Origin of the sequence: Hominisplanchenecus murintestinalis (assembly GCF_943193015.1) — a bacterium.
GTDB lineage: Bacteria > Bacillota > Clostridia > Lachnospirales > Lachnospiraceae > Hominisplanchenecus_A > Hominisplanchenecus_A murintestinalis.
In genome coordinates this window covers 17,815-36,265 of the sequence record NZ_CALPCM010000019.1, presented here as the reverse complement: position 1 = coordinate 36,265, position 18,451 = coordinate 17,815, and the positions used below count along the sequence as shown (strand labels likewise).

Genomic DNA, 18,451 nt, shown 5'->3' with positions numbered 1-18,451 from the left:
GGCTCATGGTATCAATAGCGATACTTTTTCCTTTTACCGACGATAAACATCAGCGTCACAAGCATAGCCATCCATTCAGCAGCAACAATAGAGAGCCAAATGCCGTCAATCCCAAAATACAATGGAAAAAGCAGCACAGCCGCCGCCTGAAAAACCAGCGTCCTGAGAAAAGAAATCACCGCTGAGGTAAGTCCATCATTCAACGCCGTAAAAAAAGACGAGCCAAAAATAGCAATTCCCGCAAAAAGGAAAGAAAAAGAATAAATTGTAAAAGCCCTCACTGTCAAATCTAAAAGATTCTGGTCATACCCCACAAAAATGCCGCCAAGAGGTTTTGCCAGCAATTCTGCCAGCATAAACATACCGCCAGAGCATATGACGATAAGCAGAAAACTCTTTTTCCGCAGGCTTTTCAGTTCTCTGTGGTTTCCCGCACCATAATGGTATCCTATAATGGGCGCAGTACCCGTGGAATATCCAATAAAAGCAGCAAGAAAAACGAAGTTTACATACATCAGGACGCCGTAAGCGGCAATACCGTCCTCTCCCGCATATCTGATAAGCTGGCTGTTGTAAAGCATACTGACAATTGACATAGATATATTGCTCATCAACTCAGAAGAACCATTTGTGCAGGCTCTCAGCAAAGCCCTTCCATCCATTTCCCATTTTCTCAGACGAAGAAGGCTTGTGTTTCTGCTCCCAAAATAAATCAGCGGAATCACGCCGCCCAGACACTGGCTCGCAGCAGTCGCCGCGGCTGCGCCCACCAGCCCCCACGGCAGGACTGCCACAAAAAGTGCGTCCAGCATCGTCCCCTCCGCCCCAAGAAACGCAGCGATAGGACGAATAAAAATGCTGCCCAAAACAGCAATCACAATCCCGCAGATAACCGTAACATATACAAACAAAGAAAAAAGTTTCTGTGCTTTCTCATGTCTGCCCTCGCCCATTGTCTTGGCGATAAGCGCGCCGCCGCCTGCACCAAACATAAAACCAACCGCACCCAATATCATCAGGAACGGCATAATGAAGTTTACTGCTGCAAAAGACGTTTTCCCTACAAAATTTGATACAAAAAATCCATCTACTACGCCATAAACAGATGTAAATATCATCATAACGATAGATGGCAGCGTAAACCGCAAAAGCCTTCTGCAGTTAAAATGATCCGAAAGCTGAATATTCATAGTTCCCTCCCAAGCTCATGAATTCCTTCTTTTAAAGCCGTCAAATACCGTTGTGTCAGTTCAAGATACAATTCCCGCTCCTGCGCTTTCCAGGAAGAGAATATATTATTTTCAATTTCAATCAGCCGGCAGACGGTATCTTTCACCGTCCGCTTTCCTTTTTCCGTAAGGCAGACTTTTTTCGTTCTGCCGCCCGCTGGTTCCAGAAATACAATCCCGTCGTTTTCCAATTTGCGGAGGGCAGAATTAATCGTCTGCTTGCTGATGCCAGACAAACGGGTAATATCTCCAAGCAGACAACTCCCGTCATGCTCACAGATCGTATAGAGAATAAACATTGCGCTGTCAGACAGGCCAAGCCTCCATGCCGCTTCATGGTATACTCCTTCTATTTCCGTATTTAGATGATTATACCTCTTCATTTCTTCCTTAATATTGTTTACCATATCAAACCTCCTCATGTACGAAATCATACTACGTCATTATAGTACGATTTCGTACATATGTCAATAGGACAGGCATCAACAAAAATTTCTATTTTTTGAATATAAAAAAGCGATAAAACTATGGCAGTCTTATCGCTCATGATTTGAATCAGCAACAGCCCTCTTGCCGAGCGCGTACCACCGTGCCGGCAGCAAACAGACTCAAAAAATATACAAAGCAGTAACCGTTCTGCCCTGCGGACCGATTACTGCTTTGTGCCATATAAAGACTGCCTGGATATTTTATGCAATATCTTTTCTGCTATATCTATAAAACGCCATTCCTATTCCGATAACCGTCAAAACCAGCCCCACAGACAGATACCCCCTGTTGATGCTGCCATTTGCAATGATATCAGCCCCTTCTGTATATCCGAAAGGCGTAATATACTTCAAAAACTCAGCGTTCTCTGTCAGATTTGAGATAATGTTCAGGAAATACAACAGCGCCGCTATCCCCAGGCCAATCCCCAGCCCCCCTCTGCTAATGAAAGCAGAAATACCAAAACAAATAGCCGCAACTTCAATCTGCAGGACAAAATATGCAAGAAATAAAAGTGCGAAAATCTTTGCCTCCGGCATCTCTCCCACAAAAAACGCCGATAACACTGCAACACCTATGACCACTACATTTAGCACGGCAATCTGCAAGAATACTGAACAAAGCTTCTGTACTACGATTTTTCCGCGGCTGACAGGATGCGTCAGCAAGAACTCCGCCGTATGTTCCTTTTCCTCCTTCGCCAGTGCAGAAATGCCCAAAAGAGCTGCAAAGAAGGCACCGCCAAGTCCGAGCACATTTCCACATTCAACACCAAAATAGCCAATGAATTCACCAAAGTTAATCTTATCCATCCCAAAAGCAGCTGAAAAGCTCCCCATATCGGCAAACATCCCGCTGATTTCGCTCATCTGCTTCTTCATTTCAGGATAAATCAAAACACAGACTCCCAGCATAAAAGCAATAATACCAGTCCATATAACCAGGGCATTCCTTCCCTGTCTTAACTCATGCTTCAATACCGCCATATCACTTTTCCCCCTCTCTATAGTAGTGCATGAAAATTTCTTCTAAATCCGGTTCAGTTATAGTAACATCCGTCAACGGAAGCGCCGCCAGGGCATTCAAAAGCACCTCAGGGCTGCCGCTGTACAGGAAATTCACCGCATCGCCGCCCTTCTTTACATCCCGGATACCCTCAAGCGCAGGCGGCGCGTCAACTCCCCTGAGCGTCACTCTCTTTGCACGGGTTTTGCCCAGATGCTCCATGCTGTCCACAACTAAAATCTCTCCCTCACGGATCACAGCAGCATGCCTGCAGTGCCGTTGTACTTCCGAAAGAACATGCGACGACAGGAAAATGGCAGCCCCTTGTGCATTGCGCTCTTCCAGGATAGCGTAAAATTCACGCTGCATCAGCGGGTCAAGGCCGCTGGTAGGCTCATCAAAAATACAAAGCTTCGGCTTGTGCTGCAGCGCGCAGACAATCGATACCTTTTTGCGGTTTCCCAGAGAAAGCGCGCCGATTTTCTTCCCTGTGTCCAGCTCCAGCCGTTCGCAGAGCCGCGCCGCTTCCACACTGCAGTCCCGCCCTCTAAGCTCCGCTGAAAATCTTATAACCTCCCGCACTTTCATAGCGGGATAAAAATTAGCTTCCGATGGCATATAGCCGATGTCTGACAAAATTTTATCCTTATGTCCACGGATATCCTGTCCGAAAATCTCCGCTGTTCCGCTGCTAGGTGAAATCAGCCCCAAAAGCGTGCGGATCGTTGTGCTTTTCCCCGCCCCATTCGGACCGATGAACCCGAAAAAATCCCCCTCCGGCACAGCCAGATTAATGTCCTTAATTCCCCTCGACTTTCCATAATATTTCGTCAAAGAAATTGTCCTAACCGCTTCCATATTCTTCTGCTTCTCCTCTCACAAATATCATTTTTCCCTGCCATGACGTTTCTCATAAATATAAGAATAAAACATTGGAGCCGCCGCTGCGGCGAACACAACCCCAAAGAAAAACCAAGGGTTATGCCACAGCGAAGTAACTATAATAACAATCCCGGCAATCACCATACACCAGCCGCCAAACCGGTTCGTATGTTTCCAGTTTTCCGAATCGTTCAGCGTCCAAGGCAGCTTAATGCCAAACGAATAGTTCTGCCCCGCTTTGGGAAGTATATTTCCCATCATAACAAAAAGAACGCCCAGAAACAAGCATACCAGAAACCCTACATCCATCTTCACATCCATAGCATTTCCATATATTACTGTACTTATCAGCAATGAAGTACACGGTAATATCCAAAAGAAAATCCCCAGCGGCTTTTTCCCGATATTTTTCTGTTTCGGATCCGCAGACATAACAACCAGGCAAAACAAATGCACCACTGCTATCATGGCAGGAATGCCCAATACAGCAAAAAGCTTGCTGCTCCACCCATTTGCCGCACTATCCACCCCAAAACTGGTGGCAATCGTATCGGGAAGCCTGTTCCACAATATGCATCCGACAAGTATCGGAATCAAAATTATCAATGTCGTAAGCAATATTTTCCATTTATTTTGTCTCAGCATGGCCATCCCCTCCTCTAAGTTCCGAAATCCAGAGCATAATTTCCTCAAGCACGGACGCATTCAAATCATAATATATAAACTTTCCCTCCCGCTGGTCTGTGATAAGATCAGCTTCTTTAAGCACCGACAAATGTCTGGAAACCGCGGCGCCGCTTACCGAAAAACGCTCTGCGATTTCCCCGGCGGACATCCTGCCCTTCTTTAACATATTCAATATCTCCCTCCGGCTAGGGTCCGCCAAAGCACGGAGAGTTTGCTGCATTCCCATGACATACGCCCCTTCATTTAACATTTAACTTAATTTTTAAATGTATTATAGACCTATACTGATATCCTGTCAAGAAAAAATGACTACTGCCCGCCAAAACGGAATTGAAAACTGAATAGTTACTGGTCTGCCAAGAATCAGAACTTGCGACTTTACATTAAAACTTTAGTGTGTTAAAATAGATAACATCCGCTGTAGAATTGCAGCGTCTATTCTTTTCGCATGTCGGTAATCGTTCCAGGCTGTCCGATATGCTATAGAACACGCACAATACGTATCTATGAAGGGAAAAATCATGAGTAAGAAAATTAGGACTGAATCCGTTGATCATTTATTTGAAGCAATTTTAAATTTACAGAATAAAGAAGAATGCTATTTATTTTTCGAGGATGTATGTACAGTGAATGAACTGCTCTCTCTTTCGCAGCGCTTTGAAGTGGCAAAAATGCTGCGTGAAAAGAAAACTTATCTGGAAATCGCCGAAAAAACAGGGGCGTCCACTGCAACGATCAGCCGTGTAAACCGTTCGCTAAACTATGGAAACGACGGATATGAGATGGTCTTTAACCGTATGGAGGCATCCAAATAGACCCGATTGGAGACAGGATTATAAAGAGGGTGTCGCAAAATCATCAAAACAGATGATGGAGTGATACCCTCTTTCTATGTGTAAGGACGATAGAAATCTCCGGATGAATACGGATTTTCATCCAATGCCGAATAGTTTATCTGAACCTTATCGCACTCCAAATCGATACAGAAAACGTTTTCCGAGCAGCCGGAGCAGCTTATCTGCCAGCAATCCGATGATTCCCAGTGTAAATATCCCCGTAAAAATCCAGTCTGTCCTATAATACAGGCGCGATGTATAGATCAGATAGCCGATTCCTTCCGATGCCGCCAGCATTTCTGCGGCCACGATACAGATAATAGCTCCGCTGAGTCCCAGGCGCACTCCTGTAAATATATTCGGCACAGCAGACGGTACGATCACCGTAAAGAACACTTTACTCCGTCCTGCTCCCATAGACTGTGCTGCTTCGATCAGGGAATAATCCACACTCTTCACTCCGGCAATCGTATTGACCATAACCGGAAATATCACCGCATAAAAGATCAGGGAGACTTTGGAGGATTCCCCTACGCCGAACCACAGCAGAAACAGGGTGATAAAGCCAATTGCCGGTATAAAACGAAAGAAATTTAGAAACGGCTCCAGTACATAGCCTGCCGGTTTAAAATACCCCACACAGAGTCCCGCAGGTACCGCAAACAGAAGCCCCAGAATCCAGCCCTTCAGCACACGGATCAGGCTGAACATAATGTCTTTTTCCAGTGTGCCATCCGAAATCAGGCCAGCCATTCCTTTTAGAGTTACAAACGGTCCCGGCAGGAAATCATCCGTATAAAACATTGCTCCGAAACTCCACACCGCAAGCAGTAACAGCCATGTGATAAGTCCGCTTTTCAAAATTATTGTAATCAGTTTGTGTTCTTCTTTCATGATTTTCCTCAACATTCATTTTTATTGTATATGCATTCTATGTCTGGCATATTTTGTTTCTTTCACAATCAGATATAGTAAATATTTTCATTCTTCAGACCCAAATTCACCAGATTGTAAGCCTGTTTCGAATCAAAGGCAAACAGCCTTGAAACCATGACCTTCACAGCATCTCCTTTTTTCATATTTCCCTCATCAATCTGCTGTTCTGCCTTCAGTTCAATATCCCCGATCTGAACTGTCAGTTCTGTATATCTTCCCCTAAATTCCTTATGCCGTATTACACCGTTCATATAGATACTTGGAAACTCTGGTTCCTGGCCAGCCGCAATCACCTTCACGAATTCCGGCCGGATTGCTGCACTGGGAGCGCCTTCTTGACGCTGGAAACCACGCAGTTTTTCGTAAGCATAATCATCCAGGATCACCGATTCTCCGATAAACTGTGCCACAAAGGACGTCTGCGGATTTTTATAAATATCAATCGGTGTACCGACCTGTTCCACGCACCCTTCATTGGTGATAATCAGCTCATCTGCAACTTCGACCGCTTCCTCCTGGTCATGTGTAACAAATACACTGGTAATGCCTACCTGCTCTATCATGTCTTTCAGCCAGTGGCGAAGTTCCTTGCGCACCTTCGCATCGATAGCTGCAAAAGGCTCATCCAGCAGGAGCACCTGCGGTTCCGTCGCCAGTGCCCTGGCAAACGCCACTCTCTGCCGCTGCCCTCCCGAGAGCTGAGCAGGAAAACGGCTTCCAAGTCCCGGCAGCCCAACCAGTTCAAGCAGCTCACTGACTTTTGATTGAATCTCATGCTTGCTTTTTTTCCTGAGCTTCATACCATAAGCGATATTATCATGCACCGTTAGATAAGGGAATAGCGCATAATTCTGAAATACAAACCCGATTCCCCTGTCTTTCACTGATACACCATTCATCAGTTTTCCTCCAATATAAATATCTCCCTCATCCTGATGCTCCAGACCGGCAAGAATTCTGAGAATTGTCGTCTTACCGCTGCCGCTGGGACCAAGCAGGGCAGCCAGCTTGCCCCGCTCAATCCCAAATGATACATCATCCGATACTTTAAAATTTCCAAACGATTTGCTAATATGTTTCATCTCCAGATACATTATGATACCTCTCATTATCTATTTGATCGTAATCGAATCAGGATATACAGCTTTCAGCGCAGTAAAATCAGAAAATTTCAGAATATCATAATCCGAAAAACGTCTGTTTTCTACAGCCCATGTTTTAACATCGCTCAGATGATCCAGCGTATCCTGTGAAAAATCCGTCACAAGCAGTGTTGCCGCAAGATCGCTGTGGAACTGTTCCTGACTCGTCCCGGATGCCTTTTCAAAAATCTCCGCCGCCTTGTCTTCATTTGCATAAATCCAGTCTGCCGTTTCTTTCTGTGCTTTAATAAATTCTTCCGAAACTTCTTTATTCTGTTCCAGAAAATCACTGGTAGAGATATAATACGCATCGGTATACAGCCCCAAATCATCCAGTTTCAGCAGTGAATGGAAACCCGCATCCTCCAGTTTGGCTGCATTGGTACCACTTGCCCAGAACGCAGACGCCTCGCCGGAAATCATCAGCGCCACTGCTGAAGCCGCACTGTCCACGTTCAGAATGTTCTGAGCTTCCTCTTTGATTCCTGCTTTCTCATATGTTTTCGCTACCCAGTAGTCCCATACGGTTCCTGGCTGCGTTGCAAATCCTTTGCCTGCCAAATCATTTAAAGATTTGATATCGTCGCTGACGTACAGGCCGCCATTATTCGCACCCTTACTGGTACTCAGACGATCTACAATTCTTAGATTGGTGTTTTCCTGTGTGCTTCCAAGACGGTTGACACATGCATAATCTGCCAGATTGCCAAAATCCGCCTGCCCGGTCACTATAGCGTCTACCGTATTGATACCGGCCGCAAATTCCGTAATTTCCACATCAAGCCCGTGCTTTTCAAAAATGCCCGCTTCCTTGCCAATCACTGCATACCAGTGGGAAGCACCTCCTGTCATAATGGCAACCCGCACCTTTGTCAGCTTCTGGGCGTTTTCCTTTGTATTCGTGTCACTCGCTGTATTCGATGAACCAGCATTTCCACATGCCGCAACAGATGCTGCCAGTGCCAGTGCCGTAAGTATTGCAAATATTTTTTTCATAGACTTTCTCTCCTGTTCATATATTATGTGTTTTCTGATTTAATCACATTTTTTCGGTTTATTTTTTCCAGCTCACTCTTTTTAACGGATGCAACACAGAAATCAATCTGTACATCATCTTCATCTTCCTTGTCCTTGCTGCCTGTCATGGGGATTCTCTCCGGGTCAATACCTTCAATAACCGTTGTCTTTCCTTTCCCCTTGCCCACCGGCGCCCCCGGTACACGGAAGCTTTCCACATCAACAGGCTCAATGGATGTTTCCTGGGGTTTCTCCAGCTGAGGCACCCATTCATATGGGACGCGGTACGCACGATAAATCATATTGTTAGTGAATTTCCCCGCAATCTTATGAAAATAAGGATTGATATATTCCCAGACAATTTCATGTTCCGGCGTCACTTCCAGCAAATGCCCATCTGACCCTTCTGTAATCAGCGTGTTGCCATTTGGAAGTCTCTGGGCGGCGCTAATATAGGAACTGTAAAACTTCGATGCATCCGTGAAAAGCAAAAAGCCTGCTTCCAACGGTGTATACTGCCATACAATTTCCAGTGTAACCGGATTGAATTCCAGAACCCTGGTATAATCGCGCAGTGCATTGTTATTGCCAGTGGGAGAACCAGGGTTCGGATTGCCATATCCGCCGTAACCGCCATTATCAAATACAAGGAGATTTCCTTCCCCGGGAAGTCCTCTGGGAATCATATGTAAATGGTGCTGGCCGATAATCCAGCCCAGTTTTTTCGTCGCTTCATTCTCATTGTAATCAGGTCCGACGCGCCAAACGATTTTTCCTGTTTCTTTACTGATGATTGCCAGAATGTTGGAATTTCTGGCATCGAAAATAATGTTATCCGGATGGAAACGCCTGTCGCCTTCTTCATACCAGTGATTAGGACCCAGCGTGGAAATGCTATTGATATGCATCCAGTCGCCTCCGGCTTCTCCGTGAAGTCCGGGATTACGGAACAACACATTTTTTGCCGCCTCATCAAACCCCAGTTCATTAAAATGATCGCTGGCTCTCCAGCTCCAGAGGATATTCCCCTCCCAGTCTGTTTCAATAATCTTATCGTCAATCAGAAGCTTATCAGTAATCTCATGATTGTAAAGATTCTCATGTGTCAGAATCAGGGTTTTTCCGCCATCCACACACGGTTCTGCTCCCGGTGCGTAATAACCTGTAGAAGAACCTTCTCTTTGAAAATCGTGATGCTGCCTTGCCTGCCACTGTGGTTCTTTCCCCGGATCAGCTACCAGCTCTGTCCGATCAAATTTCCAGACAATATTGCCGTCCCAATCCACTTGAATCAAATCCAGCTGATCCTGGAATGCATATTTGCTGTTGCGCGTCCCGCTGGTGCCAAGTACATATCCACCTGGCAGCAGCTTATTGGGAAATCCTCCCAGCCCGGCCCAGCGCTGCACCTCATTCCCATCCATGTCAATCAGAAGCGCGCCGCGGCTCGATGGAAAGAGTGTATAACCATTCCATGCTTTTTCTTTGTCATATCTTAACGTACCTGTAGGAAATATCGTAGGGTAACCCATTTTTCATCCTCCTTCAATCATCTCTCCTTATGAATTGCCATATCACCGTTGTGCAGCATTCTAAAAACGCTTAATGATTCGGCCCTGCTAATTTTCTGATTTCCTCCTGCAGAATCAGTTTATGTGTAAAACCAGCCTTCCTGTTTCTAATCTGCCCTTCCTGGATAAAAAGCAGTGTGGGCAATGCCTGAATTTCAAGCCTCTTTACAAGTGCAGGTTCCGACTCAATATTGCATTTTGCGAATACAACTGTATCTGTCTGAGCCTTATCCAGTTGCTGAACCAGCTCCCTCAGTCCTGCTTCCGTCCGCTTACAATGCGGACAGGTCTGCGAATAAAACTCTATGACAGCCGTTCTCTTTTCCTTCAAGATTTCTTCATACCCTGTATTATTCAGTTCTTTTATCATGTTTTCGTTTATACTCCTGTTTTGTTTTTCATATTTATACACTTTTTCCTGCTAATCATCTATGGATTATATGTTTTACTTTTTCCATGGGATAAAAGTTTAACAAAATTCACAGGCTCTATTACATTCTCTATAAAAAACGCCTCCAATAACATTTTCCATGTCATTGAAAGCGAGTTACCATTCTCTTACTTATCCTTTATCAAAAACTCCCATGGACAGATACCGTTCTCCACTGTCCGGCAGCAATACTACAATCGTTTTTCCCTCATTCTCAGGCCTTTCAGCCAGCTTTTTCGCGGCATACAAGGCTGCCCCGGAGGACGCTCCGCACAAAGCGCCTTCTGCTTCCACCAGTTCCCTGCAAGTCATATATGCATCTTCATCGCTTACAGCTATAATCTCATCATAAACCTCTGTATCCAGAGTATCCGGAATAAATCCCGCGCCGATTCCCTGAATCTTATGCCCGCCAGGTATCCCATCTGATAAAACAGGCGAGCCGGCAGGTTCTACAGCGACAATTTTCACCGCCGGATTTTTTTCTTTCAGGTATTTCCCAATTCCTGTAATGGTTCCTCCGGTTCCCACTCCGGCAACAAAAATATCTACAGTTCCCTCTGTATCTTCCCAGATTTCAGGTCCCGTTGTTTCGTAATGAGCCTGAGGATTATAAGGATTCGTAAACTGGCTGGGAACAAATCCACCGATTTCTTCTGCCAGCTCATTTGCTTTTTTAATCGCACCCTTGGTTCCCTTTGAAGCAGGAGTCAGAACAAGTTCCGCACCGTATGCGGACAAAATCCTTCTTCTCTCCACACTCATCGTTTCCGTCATGGTAATGATCAGACGGTATCCGCGTGCTGCCGCTACACAGGCCAGGCCAATCCCTGTATTCCCGGAAGTCGGCTCGATAATCACATCTCCTCTATGCAGGATTCCTGCCTTCTCTGCTTCATCAATCATTCTTACCGCAATCCGGTCCTTTACAGAGCCTGCCGGATTCATATATTCCAGCTTCGCAAGAATCCTTGCCTTACATCCATTTGCAGCCCTATATTCCTGAAGCTCCAACAGTGGAGTAGCTCCCACCATATCCGTAATTTTCTGATAGATTTTTGCCATGATTTCTCTATTACCTTTCTCCAATCCACAATATGCCATCGGTATCTGGATCTAAATCTGAAATTCATATGCCTCCGGAATCCGGTACTGGGACGGTGTTACACCATACTTTGCCTTAAATCTTTTTAAAAAATATCCCATATCTTTATAGTCCAAAGCCCCTGCAATGTCAATTACTTTCATTTTCGTATGCTTCAGCAGATATGCTGCACGTTTCATTTTTACTGTATTGACATAATCAACAAAATTAACCCGAATCTGAGCGGCAAACACCGTACTGAGATAAGAACGGTTTATGTAGAGTTCTTCTGAAATTGTCTTCTGCTTTAAGTCCCCTTCTGGTCTGTTTAAAATATAGAGAAGAATGTCATCCAGCCCCTCTCCATGCGCCGGATACAACTCCGAAAATTCAAGAAAGAATGCATAGAAATCCTCTATACTTTTTTGTATGCTTTCCTCATAATCTGAAAAGCCTGCTTCCTGCGGCAAATAATCTTCTCGCAGAAAGTAAAAACCCAGCCACTCATAACGTTCAAAAAGCTCAGAGAGCACTCCGTCAATAATCCGTTTCAGGTAAGCAAACGCCTCTGACAGATTCATATATTCAGAAAGCGACGCATATAGCAGTTTATCCAGATAATCTTTTATCGCAGCATCTACATGTTCAAAATAGCTTAACAATTCTTCTTTCCTGCAGATTTCCGCCTCTATTTTCCCATGCTCGGCATTCTCTATTTTGCTGAACAGGGCAATAAACTGACTGATTTCAAAAGGGGGCACAAAATAATCATCCACCCCCAGCAGAAAGCTTTTTCTCACAGTCTTAAAATCCGCATTCTGACTGACTATAGCAACAGCCTTACAGAGCTTTTCTTTTTTTATCGTCCTCAAAAGAGTCAGCGCATGATTATCCGGCGCCGCTTCCAAAATAATCAGATGATATTTCTTCTCTTTTAAGTTTTGAATCAATTTCTCAAAATCACAAATAATTTCACAGATTTGAAAGCCGGTAGAATCTCCCCAGATACGAAGCCGCTTCAATTCCTGCATAATCAATCCGTTTTTTACTGCCAGCAATACTGTGTACACATTGATTACCTCGCATTTTATCTATTCAATATTTCCAGAGATTCTTTCTCAGTTTCCCCGTTCTCCACATGAAACGAGTTCAGTACCGCTTCCTTCTCCATAAGTGACAGAATCAGATAACTGGCTTTTGAGTCATAAGCAAGCCTTTTGTCTTCCTGGGATGGGCGCGAGGGAGATTCCGGATGTGAATGCCAGTTTCCAATCGGCTTCAGCCCCCTGGCTCTCATATCCTTCACCGCCTGAAGCTGCTCTTTTGGTTCCAGTGAAAAATGCTCATTAGAAGCATCGATGTTGGTCAAATAATACACTTTCTCAATGACCCTCTCATCCCCATAATCACTTCCTGCAATCAGTCCGCAGGCTTCCTGCGGCAGCTTTTCTCTGGCATAGGAGATCATTTCTTCCACATCCTGTTTTTTAATGATAACTTTCTTCATATTTCCACCCACTTTTCACTTTATATCTTATCTTCGCACACATTCAGTTCATAGTCAACAGGCTCCGTGATCGTAGGATGTTCTCCACATACAGCACATCTGCGTGTATCCCTGGGGAGTCCTACCTTACGAAACTCCATCGTCAGCGCATCATAAGTCAGCAGATATCCAGTAAGAAGCTCACCTTTTCCGATAATGTATTTAATCGCTTCCATGGCCTGAAGGCTGCCGATCACACCTCCCATTGCGCCAATCACACCTGCCTGTTTACAGGTGGGCACCGCATCCTTTGGCGGCGGCTCCTTAAATACGCAGCGGTAACAGGGGCCTTCTCCCGGCACATAAGTCATAAGCTGTCCCTTAAAACGAATGATGCCCGCATGGGAAAATGGTTTTTTCTCCAGGACACAGGCGTCATTAATCAGGAATTTTGCCGGAAAATTATCCGTTCCGTCAATGATAAAGTCATACTCCCGAATCAGTTCCCGGATATTGGCGGCATCCACAAACATATGATGGGTATTCACCTTCACATCCGGATTCATTCTTTCCATGCTTTCCCTGGCTGATTTTACCTTCGGCTTTCCCACGTCCTCTGTAGAATGGATGATCTGTCTCTGCAGATTGGAAAGATCCACATCATCGGCGTCTGCAATTCCTATCGTTCCAACGCCTGCTGCTGCCAGATACATAGCCGCAGGAGCGCCAAGACCGCCTGCACCTATGATCAGAACCTTTGCATTCAAAAGCTTTTTCTGCCCTTTTGCTCCCACTTCTTTCAGTATGATATGACGGGAGTAGCGTTCAATCTGTTCATCTGTCAATGTCATTTAGCATCCCCCTCCCATAAAATAAAGAAATTCCACATTGTCCCCATCCTTTAAAACTGTACCCGCTTTTTTATCCGCGTCAAGAAACTCATCATTCACAGAAACCGTTACATAATCCGGCATTTCCACGTTTTCAAGTTCTATCAGTTCCGGTAAGGTCAGTCCGTTTTTTACTTCTTTTTTGTTTCCAGAAACTGTAATATACATACTCTTACTCCTTTTTGCTATTCAGAAATGTCTCAAAACGCTCCCTTTGTTACATCAGAATGCTTTCAGCCAGTCTATGAATTCCTGAAGCCTTTGCACTCCTGTTTTTCGCTCCGCTTCCCGCCCGTTTATAAAAACAATCAATGTTGGCCTGGACAGAATCTCATATTTCTCCGTAAGCTCATTCTCATAATTTGTATTTACTTTATAAAAGTAAATGCTCTCCCCGAGAAGTTCTTCCGCCTGGCTGAGAACCGGCGCCAGTTTTTTACAGGCCATGCAGGAATCCGAATAAAAATCCACCAGCACAGGCAGGCCACTTTTCAATACTTTTTCTTCAAACTCTTCTCTTCCGATTCGCTCTGCCATTTATCCTTCCTCTACCTTTCGCACATACAGGGTATAGGTGCCGTCTTGATTATTGTGAAGTTTCAGGATTTTGTGCCCTTCTTCTTTCATGCTTCTGGGAACATTCTGAACCGGCTCACCGTCATTCATACGAATAGCCAGCACCTCCCCATCCTCCAGCTCATCGATACTTACCTTCGCCTTTACAAAAGTCATCGGACAAACCTGATCCGTAATATCCGCCTGTTCATTAAATTTAATCTCATCCATGATATGCCTCCGTAATTACTCTTCTAAATTCATCCTCACCGATTCTTTGCAGCATCAGGCGGAAACGTTCTCCCAGTCTGGCATTTTTCTCAAAAAATCCAATGGCCGCATCTGCCACCCGAAGCAAAGTGTCTTTATCTCTAATAATTGGCAGTAGTGTCTCACCCTGATAGATTTTATTCCCAAATAAACCGCCAAAAGAAACAAGATAGCCGCTTTCCCCTTCCCATGCATCCGTAGGGCAGGATTTCACGCATCGCCCGCAGTGATTGCATTTCCCCCTGTCGATTACCACTTTTCCGTCCTTCATTGACAGTGCGTTCTCCCGGCAGGCTTTCGCACAGACGCCGCATTGAATACACGCTTCTTCTTTGTAATTTACAACCATACCGCCTTTGATTCCCAGATCATTTTCCTCCGCTTTCAGACAGTTGTTCTGACATCCTGTCACACCGAATTTGAACTTGTGGGGCAGGTCCCTGCCAAAATAGTGCTCATCCAGTTCTTTCGCCAGTGCATAGGTGTCAATGCAGCCGCTGGGACAGACCGCAGCGCCCTGGCATGCCGTAACCGTCCGTACCCTTGGTCCGCAGACACCAGGCTTTACGCCGCCCTCTGCCAGCTTTTCCTTCACCTCTTCAATATCCCCAAACCGAATAAACGGAATCTCAATTCCCTGTCTGGAGGTCATATGTACATACCCTTTTCCATATTTGTCCGCCACCTCTGATACAGTCCGGATGTTTTCCGCAGTCAGATTTCCTCCTACAACCTGGAGACGAAGCGAAAAATATCCCTTCTGCTTCTGTCTCATAAATCCGCCCTTTTTTAATGCTGAATAGTCTGGTTTTTTTTCTGCCATTGCTCTTCTCCTTTACTGTTTTTCCATCATTTCTATCGCCTGGCGAAAATCCTCAATCAGATCTCCCAGATCTTCAATACCGACGCTGACCCGGATCAGATCATCATAAACCCCTGCTTCTTCCTTCTGCTTCTGCGTGCTATGCAGGCTGATGGTCGATGCCGGATGTATCACCAGTGTTTTGGTGTCTCCAATATTAGAAACCTTCAACGCAAGCTTCAGGTTATTAATCAATGAAAATGCCCTTTCCCTGCTTCCTGCACGCAGGGTAAAAATTCCCCCGTATCCGTTTTTCAGCTGTTTTTCAGCAATCTGGTGCCAGGGGCTGCTTTTCAGTCCTGGAAAATTCACCGCTGCTTCCGGATAGTGCTCCTGTATCCATGCTGCCAGCCCCAGTGCATTCTTACATTGGCGCTCCATACGAAGCCCCAGGGTTTCCAGCCCTATCAGGTTCAAAAAAGCATTCTGAGGCGAAAGACAGGCGCCAAAGTTCCGAAAAATAGTTGCCCGCATTCTGGAAATATATGCCATTGGGCCATACTTCAGATAGTCCCTGAGAAGCGGATATTTTTCCCTGGTCCATTTAAAACGCCCGCTGTCCGTCAGTATACCGCTGATGGCGCTGCCGTTTCCATTTATATATTTTGACGATGAATTTACCACAATATCCGCTCCCATATCCAACGGACGGATCAGATAAGAGGTCGCCGTCGTATTATCAACAATAAGCGGAATCCCATGGGCATGTGCCAGTTCTGCCAGCCTCTCAATATCTGTAACATCCAGTCCGGGATTTCCGATCGTCTCAGCAAAAATCAGCTTCGTATGTTCATTAATTGCCTGTTCAAACGCCCCCCAGTTATTATTTTCCACAAAGTTTGTCTGAATACCAAATGCCTCCAGATCCCGGAAAAGATCAATGGTTCCTCCGTAAAGGCTGGCGCTCGTTACAATTTCATCTCCAGATTGGAGGATATTTAAAAAAGCATTAGTTATAGCTGCCATCCCAGATGCACAGGCAACTGACGCCATGCCGCCCTCAAGCTTTGTGATTCTCATTTCAAATGCTGCTGTCGTTGGATTGGCTACCCTTGTATAACAATATCCCGGTGCTTTATTATCAAATATTCTTGCCAGCCCTTCCGCGCTTTTCTGTTCAAAAGCGCCGGACTGGTATACAGGCGGCAAGGTTGCGCCGTATTTTTCCAGTTCTTTATTTCCTGCATGAAGCACTGCCGTTTGAAACTTCATATCTTCACCTTTTTCTGCAAAATTTTAGATAATGTATCGCAGATGCCGCTGCATTTGCTCCATCAGAAACTGCAGTGATCACCTGCCGAAGCTTTTTGGTTCGTACATCCCCGGCTACAAACAATCCAGAGGATGAGGTAATCCCATCTTCTCCTGCGATTACATATCCATTTTCATCCCTTTGGACATATTTCTCTATCAAATCCGCCGCCGGGAGCGAGCCAATCGCGACAAACAGTCCGGTGACACTGATTTTCTTTCCATTGTCAAGAAGTATCTCCTCCAGTCTTTTCTGCCCTTTTATTTCCCGGACAGAAGTTTCTAAAATAAATTCTACATTCTCCTTTTTCTTCAAAATCTCAACCGCAGCCTCATTTCCCCTGAATTCTGCTCTTCTGTGGATCAAATATACCTTCCGGCATAGTTCAGAAAGATACATGGCATCGTCCAAGGCAGTATCTCCTCCTCCAATCACTGCGGTATCTTTTCCTTTATACAGAGAACCGTCACAGTACGCACAGTAGGACATTCCTTTACCCTGATACGTTTCTTCTCCGGATATTCCCAACTTTCTGGGAGAAGCTCCTGCTGCATAAATTAGCGTTTCCGCCTCAACAGTTTTTCCGGATGACAAAATAACATGCCAGGTATCTTTATGTATGATTTCTGTCACTTCGTCCTCCAGAATCGGGACATACTCTGACAACACATGCCGTCTGAATCTTTCTCCAAGCTCTTCACCTGAAAGCGGCTGAAACCCCAGATAATTCTCTACACAAATACTCTGTACAATCTGCCCTGTCCCTTCATATTCCTTTTCAATTACAATAACATTTTTTCCGGCTCTTTTTAGATATAATGCCGCATTTAATCCTGCCGGACCGCTTCCTATCACTACTGCCTCATACATTTTCTATCTTCTCCTGCAGACAAGCCATTTCGTTACGGTATTTTCAAATTATATCCGCAAATTCCTACCTTGCCCATAGGATTTTTGTTTCATATATTTCAAAACATATGGAATTTTGTTAGTAATTTAATTTGATTTTTCAATCTCACGGAAAATGTAGGATTATGCAGAATTGTTTGATAGTGACCGTAAGGACAACGAACAGCCTAGCGGGCGCTTTGCCACTATAAAAGAAAAGAAGAATCCCCCAACTGTGTTACACCACAGTTGGGGGATTCAATTCTTTGTCCACATGGACTTATTACTGCCTTTTGCTATTCTCCCGGAAGCTGGTCGATCAGTTTTTCTATCATCTGCTTTTTCACATAAACGTCAAAGCTCAACATACAGATAAATGAAAAAAGCTGAAGAAATTCCTGATCCTTTTCCACATTCTCAAAAGTATGCTTCGAGGTATTATACTTATCTACAATATCCTTTGCCAGCTTATCTGCCTGGCTTTTTTCCAAACTGAACACTTCGTTGTAAATCGTTTCTATGCTAAATTTCTGGTCATTCTGAAAATATTTTTCCGTAATAGGGTTCATCAATGCCTGAATATCTGTGATAGAAAGAATTCCTTTAAAATAATAGATGAAAATCATTACCAGCAAATGTTCCTTGGAATATTTCTTTTTCACCGGGGGCGGAAGCAGCTTATTCTTAGCATAATTATTAATCATGGTCTTAGTCAATATCTTATCCTCCGGATGACGCTTCGAAGAAGACAGGCGAGTATCCATAAAAGTTGTCACCTGATCCATATATAAGTCAATGTTCGGAATATCCTCCGGCTTAATATGCTCAATACGGGACAGGCTGTTCAAAATACTTTTGAGCATATCTTTGGTATCTATCTTCATTTTGTCCACCTCTCGTTCATATCTGATTTTCTTCCGGCCACATAGCCCAATCCGGC

General features: G+C 44.7%; 23 protein-coding genes. 1 reads left to right on the top strand and 22 read right to left on the bottom strand.

The window, feature by feature from the left end:
- Nucleotides 1-11: 11 nt before the first annotated feature.
- The 6 genes from NFR99_RS08560 to NFR99_RS08535 all read right to left on the bottom strand — a co-directional run bounded on the left by NFR99_RS08560 (nt 12) and on the right by NFR99_RS08535 (nt 4,512).
- On the bottom strand, nt 12-1,190 hold the full coding sequence (locus NFR99_RS08560) for an MATE family efflux transporter (protein ID WP_251353422.1): 1,179 nt from the start codon (nt 1,188-1,190) through the stop codon (nt 12-14).
- Nucleotides 1,187-1,636, bottom strand: a complete 450-nt coding sequence (locus NFR99_RS08555; RefSeq protein WP_120483395.1) for a MarR family winged helix-turn-helix transcriptional regulator — start codon at nt 1,634-1,636, stop codon at nt 1,187-1,189. Before NFR99_RS08555 ends, NFR99_RS08560 begins: the two co-directional genes overlap by 4 nt.
- A gap of 282 nt (nt 1,637-1,918) precedes the next feature.
- The gene (locus NFR99_RS08550; RefSeq protein WP_251353421.1) at nt 1,919-2,704 is read right to left on the bottom strand and encodes an ABC transporter permease subunit; all 786 of its coding nucleotides are present in this window, start codon (nt 2,702-2,704) and stop codon (nt 1,919-1,921) included.
- Between the two features lies 1 nt (nt 2,705).
- A complete protein-coding gene (locus tag NFR99_RS08545; RefSeq protein WP_120483408.1) occupies nt 2,706-3,581 on the bottom strand; it encodes an ABC transporter ATP-binding protein in 876 nt (291 codons plus the stop codon).
- 27 nt (nt 3,582-3,608) lie between these two features.
- Nucleotides 3,609-4,250, bottom strand: a complete 642-nt coding sequence (locus tag NFR99_RS08540; protein ID WP_251353420.1) for an SdpI family protein — start codon at nt 4,248-4,250, stop codon at nt 3,609-3,611.
- Nucleotides 4,234-4,512 carry an autorepressor SdpR family transcription factor gene (locus NFR99_RS08535; RefSeq protein ID WP_330571639.1) on the bottom strand — a complete coding sequence of 93 codons (279 nt, stop codon included), beginning with the start codon at nt 4,510-4,512 and terminating at the stop codon, nt 4,234-4,236. The genes NFR99_RS08540 and NFR99_RS08535 overlap by 17 nt, the downstream gene beginning before the upstream one ends.
- A gap of 301 nt (nt 4,513-4,813) precedes the next feature.
- Here NFR99_RS08535 and NFR99_RS08530 point away from each other — a divergent pair, with 301 nt between their 5' ends.
- Nucleotides 4,814-5,107, top strand: coding sequence for a YerC/YecD family TrpR-related protein (locus NFR99_RS08530; protein ID WP_120483414.1), 294 nt, complete (start codon nt 4,814-4,816; stop codon nt 5,105-5,107).
- 147 nt (nt 5,108-5,254) lie between these two features.
- Here NFR99_RS08530 and NFR99_RS08525 read toward each other — a convergent pair whose 3' ends face one another.
- From NFR99_RS08525 to NFR99_RS08450, 16 genes are all read right to left on the bottom strand, one after another.
- Nucleotides 5,255-6,022, bottom strand: a complete 768-nt coding sequence (locus NFR99_RS08525; RefSeq protein ID WP_251353419.1) for an ABC transporter permease — start codon at nt 6,020-6,022, stop codon at nt 5,255-5,257.
- A gap of 68 nt (nt 6,023-6,090) precedes the next feature.
- Nucleotides 6,091-7,158: an ABC transporter ATP-binding protein gene (locus NFR99_RS08520; RefSeq protein WP_120483419.1), complete on the bottom strand. Its 1,068-nt coding sequence runs from the start codon at nt 7,156-7,158 to the stop codon at nt 6,091-6,093.
- Between the two features lie 18 nt (nt 7,159-7,176).
- Nucleotides 7,177-8,202 carry an ABC transporter substrate-binding protein gene (locus tag NFR99_RS08515; protein ID WP_120483421.1) on the bottom strand — a complete coding sequence of 342 codons (1,026 nt, stop codon included), beginning with the start codon at nt 8,200-8,202 and terminating at the stop codon, nt 7,177-7,179.
- A 23-nt stretch (nt 8,203-8,225) separates the two neighbouring features.
- Nucleotides 8,226-9,755 carry an aryl-sulfate sulfotransferase gene (locus tag NFR99_RS08510; protein WP_120483423.1) on the bottom strand — a complete coding sequence of 510 codons (1,530 nt, stop codon included), beginning with the start codon at nt 9,753-9,755 and terminating at the stop codon, nt 8,226-8,228.
- Between the two features lie 70 nt (nt 9,756-9,825).
- A complete protein-coding gene (locus NFR99_RS08505; RefSeq protein WP_135976363.1) occupies nt 9,826-10,164 on the bottom strand; it encodes a thioredoxin family protein in 339 nt (112 codons plus the stop codon).
- Between the two features lie 192 nt (nt 10,165-10,356).
- Nucleotides 10,357-11,289, bottom strand: coding sequence for a cysteine synthase A (gene cysK, locus NFR99_RS08500; RefSeq protein WP_120483572.1), 933 nt, complete (start codon nt 11,287-11,289; stop codon nt 10,357-10,359).
- 51 nt (nt 11,290-11,340) lie between these two features.
- Nucleotides 11,341-12,378 (bottom strand): AraC family transcriptional regulator, encoded by a 1,038-nt coding sequence (locus NFR99_RS08495; RefSeq protein ID WP_120483427.1) that lies wholly within the window; start codon nt 12,376-12,378, stop codon nt 11,341-11,343.
- 17 nt (nt 12,379-12,395) lie between these two features.
- Complete coding sequence (locus NFR99_RS08490; protein WP_135976362.1) at nt 12,396-12,815, bottom strand: M67 family metallopeptidase; 420 nt, start codon at nt 12,813-12,815, stop codon at nt 12,396-12,398.
- Between the two features lie 20 nt (nt 12,816-12,835).
- A complete protein-coding gene (locus tag NFR99_RS08485) occupies nt 12,836-13,645 on the bottom strand; it encodes a HesA/MoeB/ThiF family protein (RefSeq protein ID WP_251353418.1) in 810 nt (269 codons plus the stop codon).
- The gene (gene thiS, locus NFR99_RS08480; RefSeq protein ID WP_120483433.1) at nt 13,646-13,852 is read right to left on the bottom strand and encodes a sulfur carrier protein ThiS; all 207 of its coding nucleotides are present in this window, start codon (nt 13,850-13,852) and stop codon (nt 13,646-13,648) included.
- 54 nt (nt 13,853-13,906) lie between these two features.
- Nucleotides 13,907-14,221, bottom strand: coding sequence for a thioredoxin family protein (locus NFR99_RS08475; RefSeq protein ID WP_251353417.1), 315 nt, complete (start codon nt 14,219-14,221; stop codon nt 13,907-13,909).
- Entirely contained in the window at nt 14,222-14,470 is a 249-nt protein-coding gene (locus NFR99_RS08470; protein WP_120483437.1) for a sulfurtransferase TusA family protein, read from the bottom strand.
- Nucleotides 14,463-15,332: a 4Fe-4S binding protein gene (locus tag NFR99_RS08465; protein ID WP_251353416.1), complete on the bottom strand. Its 870-nt coding sequence runs from the start codon at nt 15,330-15,332 to the stop codon at nt 14,463-14,465. Before NFR99_RS08465 ends, NFR99_RS08470 begins: the two co-directional genes overlap by 8 nt.
- Nucleotides 15,333-15,344: 12 nt before the next feature.
- Nucleotides 15,345-16,583: an O-acetylhomoserine aminocarboxypropyltransferase/cysteine synthase family protein gene (locus tag NFR99_RS08460; RefSeq protein ID WP_251353415.1), complete on the bottom strand. Its 1,239-nt coding sequence runs from the start codon at nt 16,581-16,583 to the stop codon at nt 15,345-15,347.
- Nucleotides 16,584-16,587: 4 nt separating this feature from the next.
- The gene (locus tag NFR99_RS08455) at nt 16,588-17,493 is read right to left on the bottom strand and encodes an NAD(P)/FAD-dependent oxidoreductase (protein ID WP_251353414.1); all 906 of its coding nucleotides are present in this window, start codon (nt 17,491-17,493) and stop codon (nt 16,588-16,590) included.
- A 314-nt stretch (nt 17,494-17,807) separates the two neighbouring features.
- Nucleotides 17,808-18,395, bottom strand: a complete 588-nt coding sequence (locus NFR99_RS08450) for a DUF1836 domain-containing protein (RefSeq protein ID WP_120483445.1) — start codon at nt 18,393-18,395, stop codon at nt 17,808-17,810.
- Between the last annotated feature and the right edge of the window lie 56 nt (nt 18,396-18,451).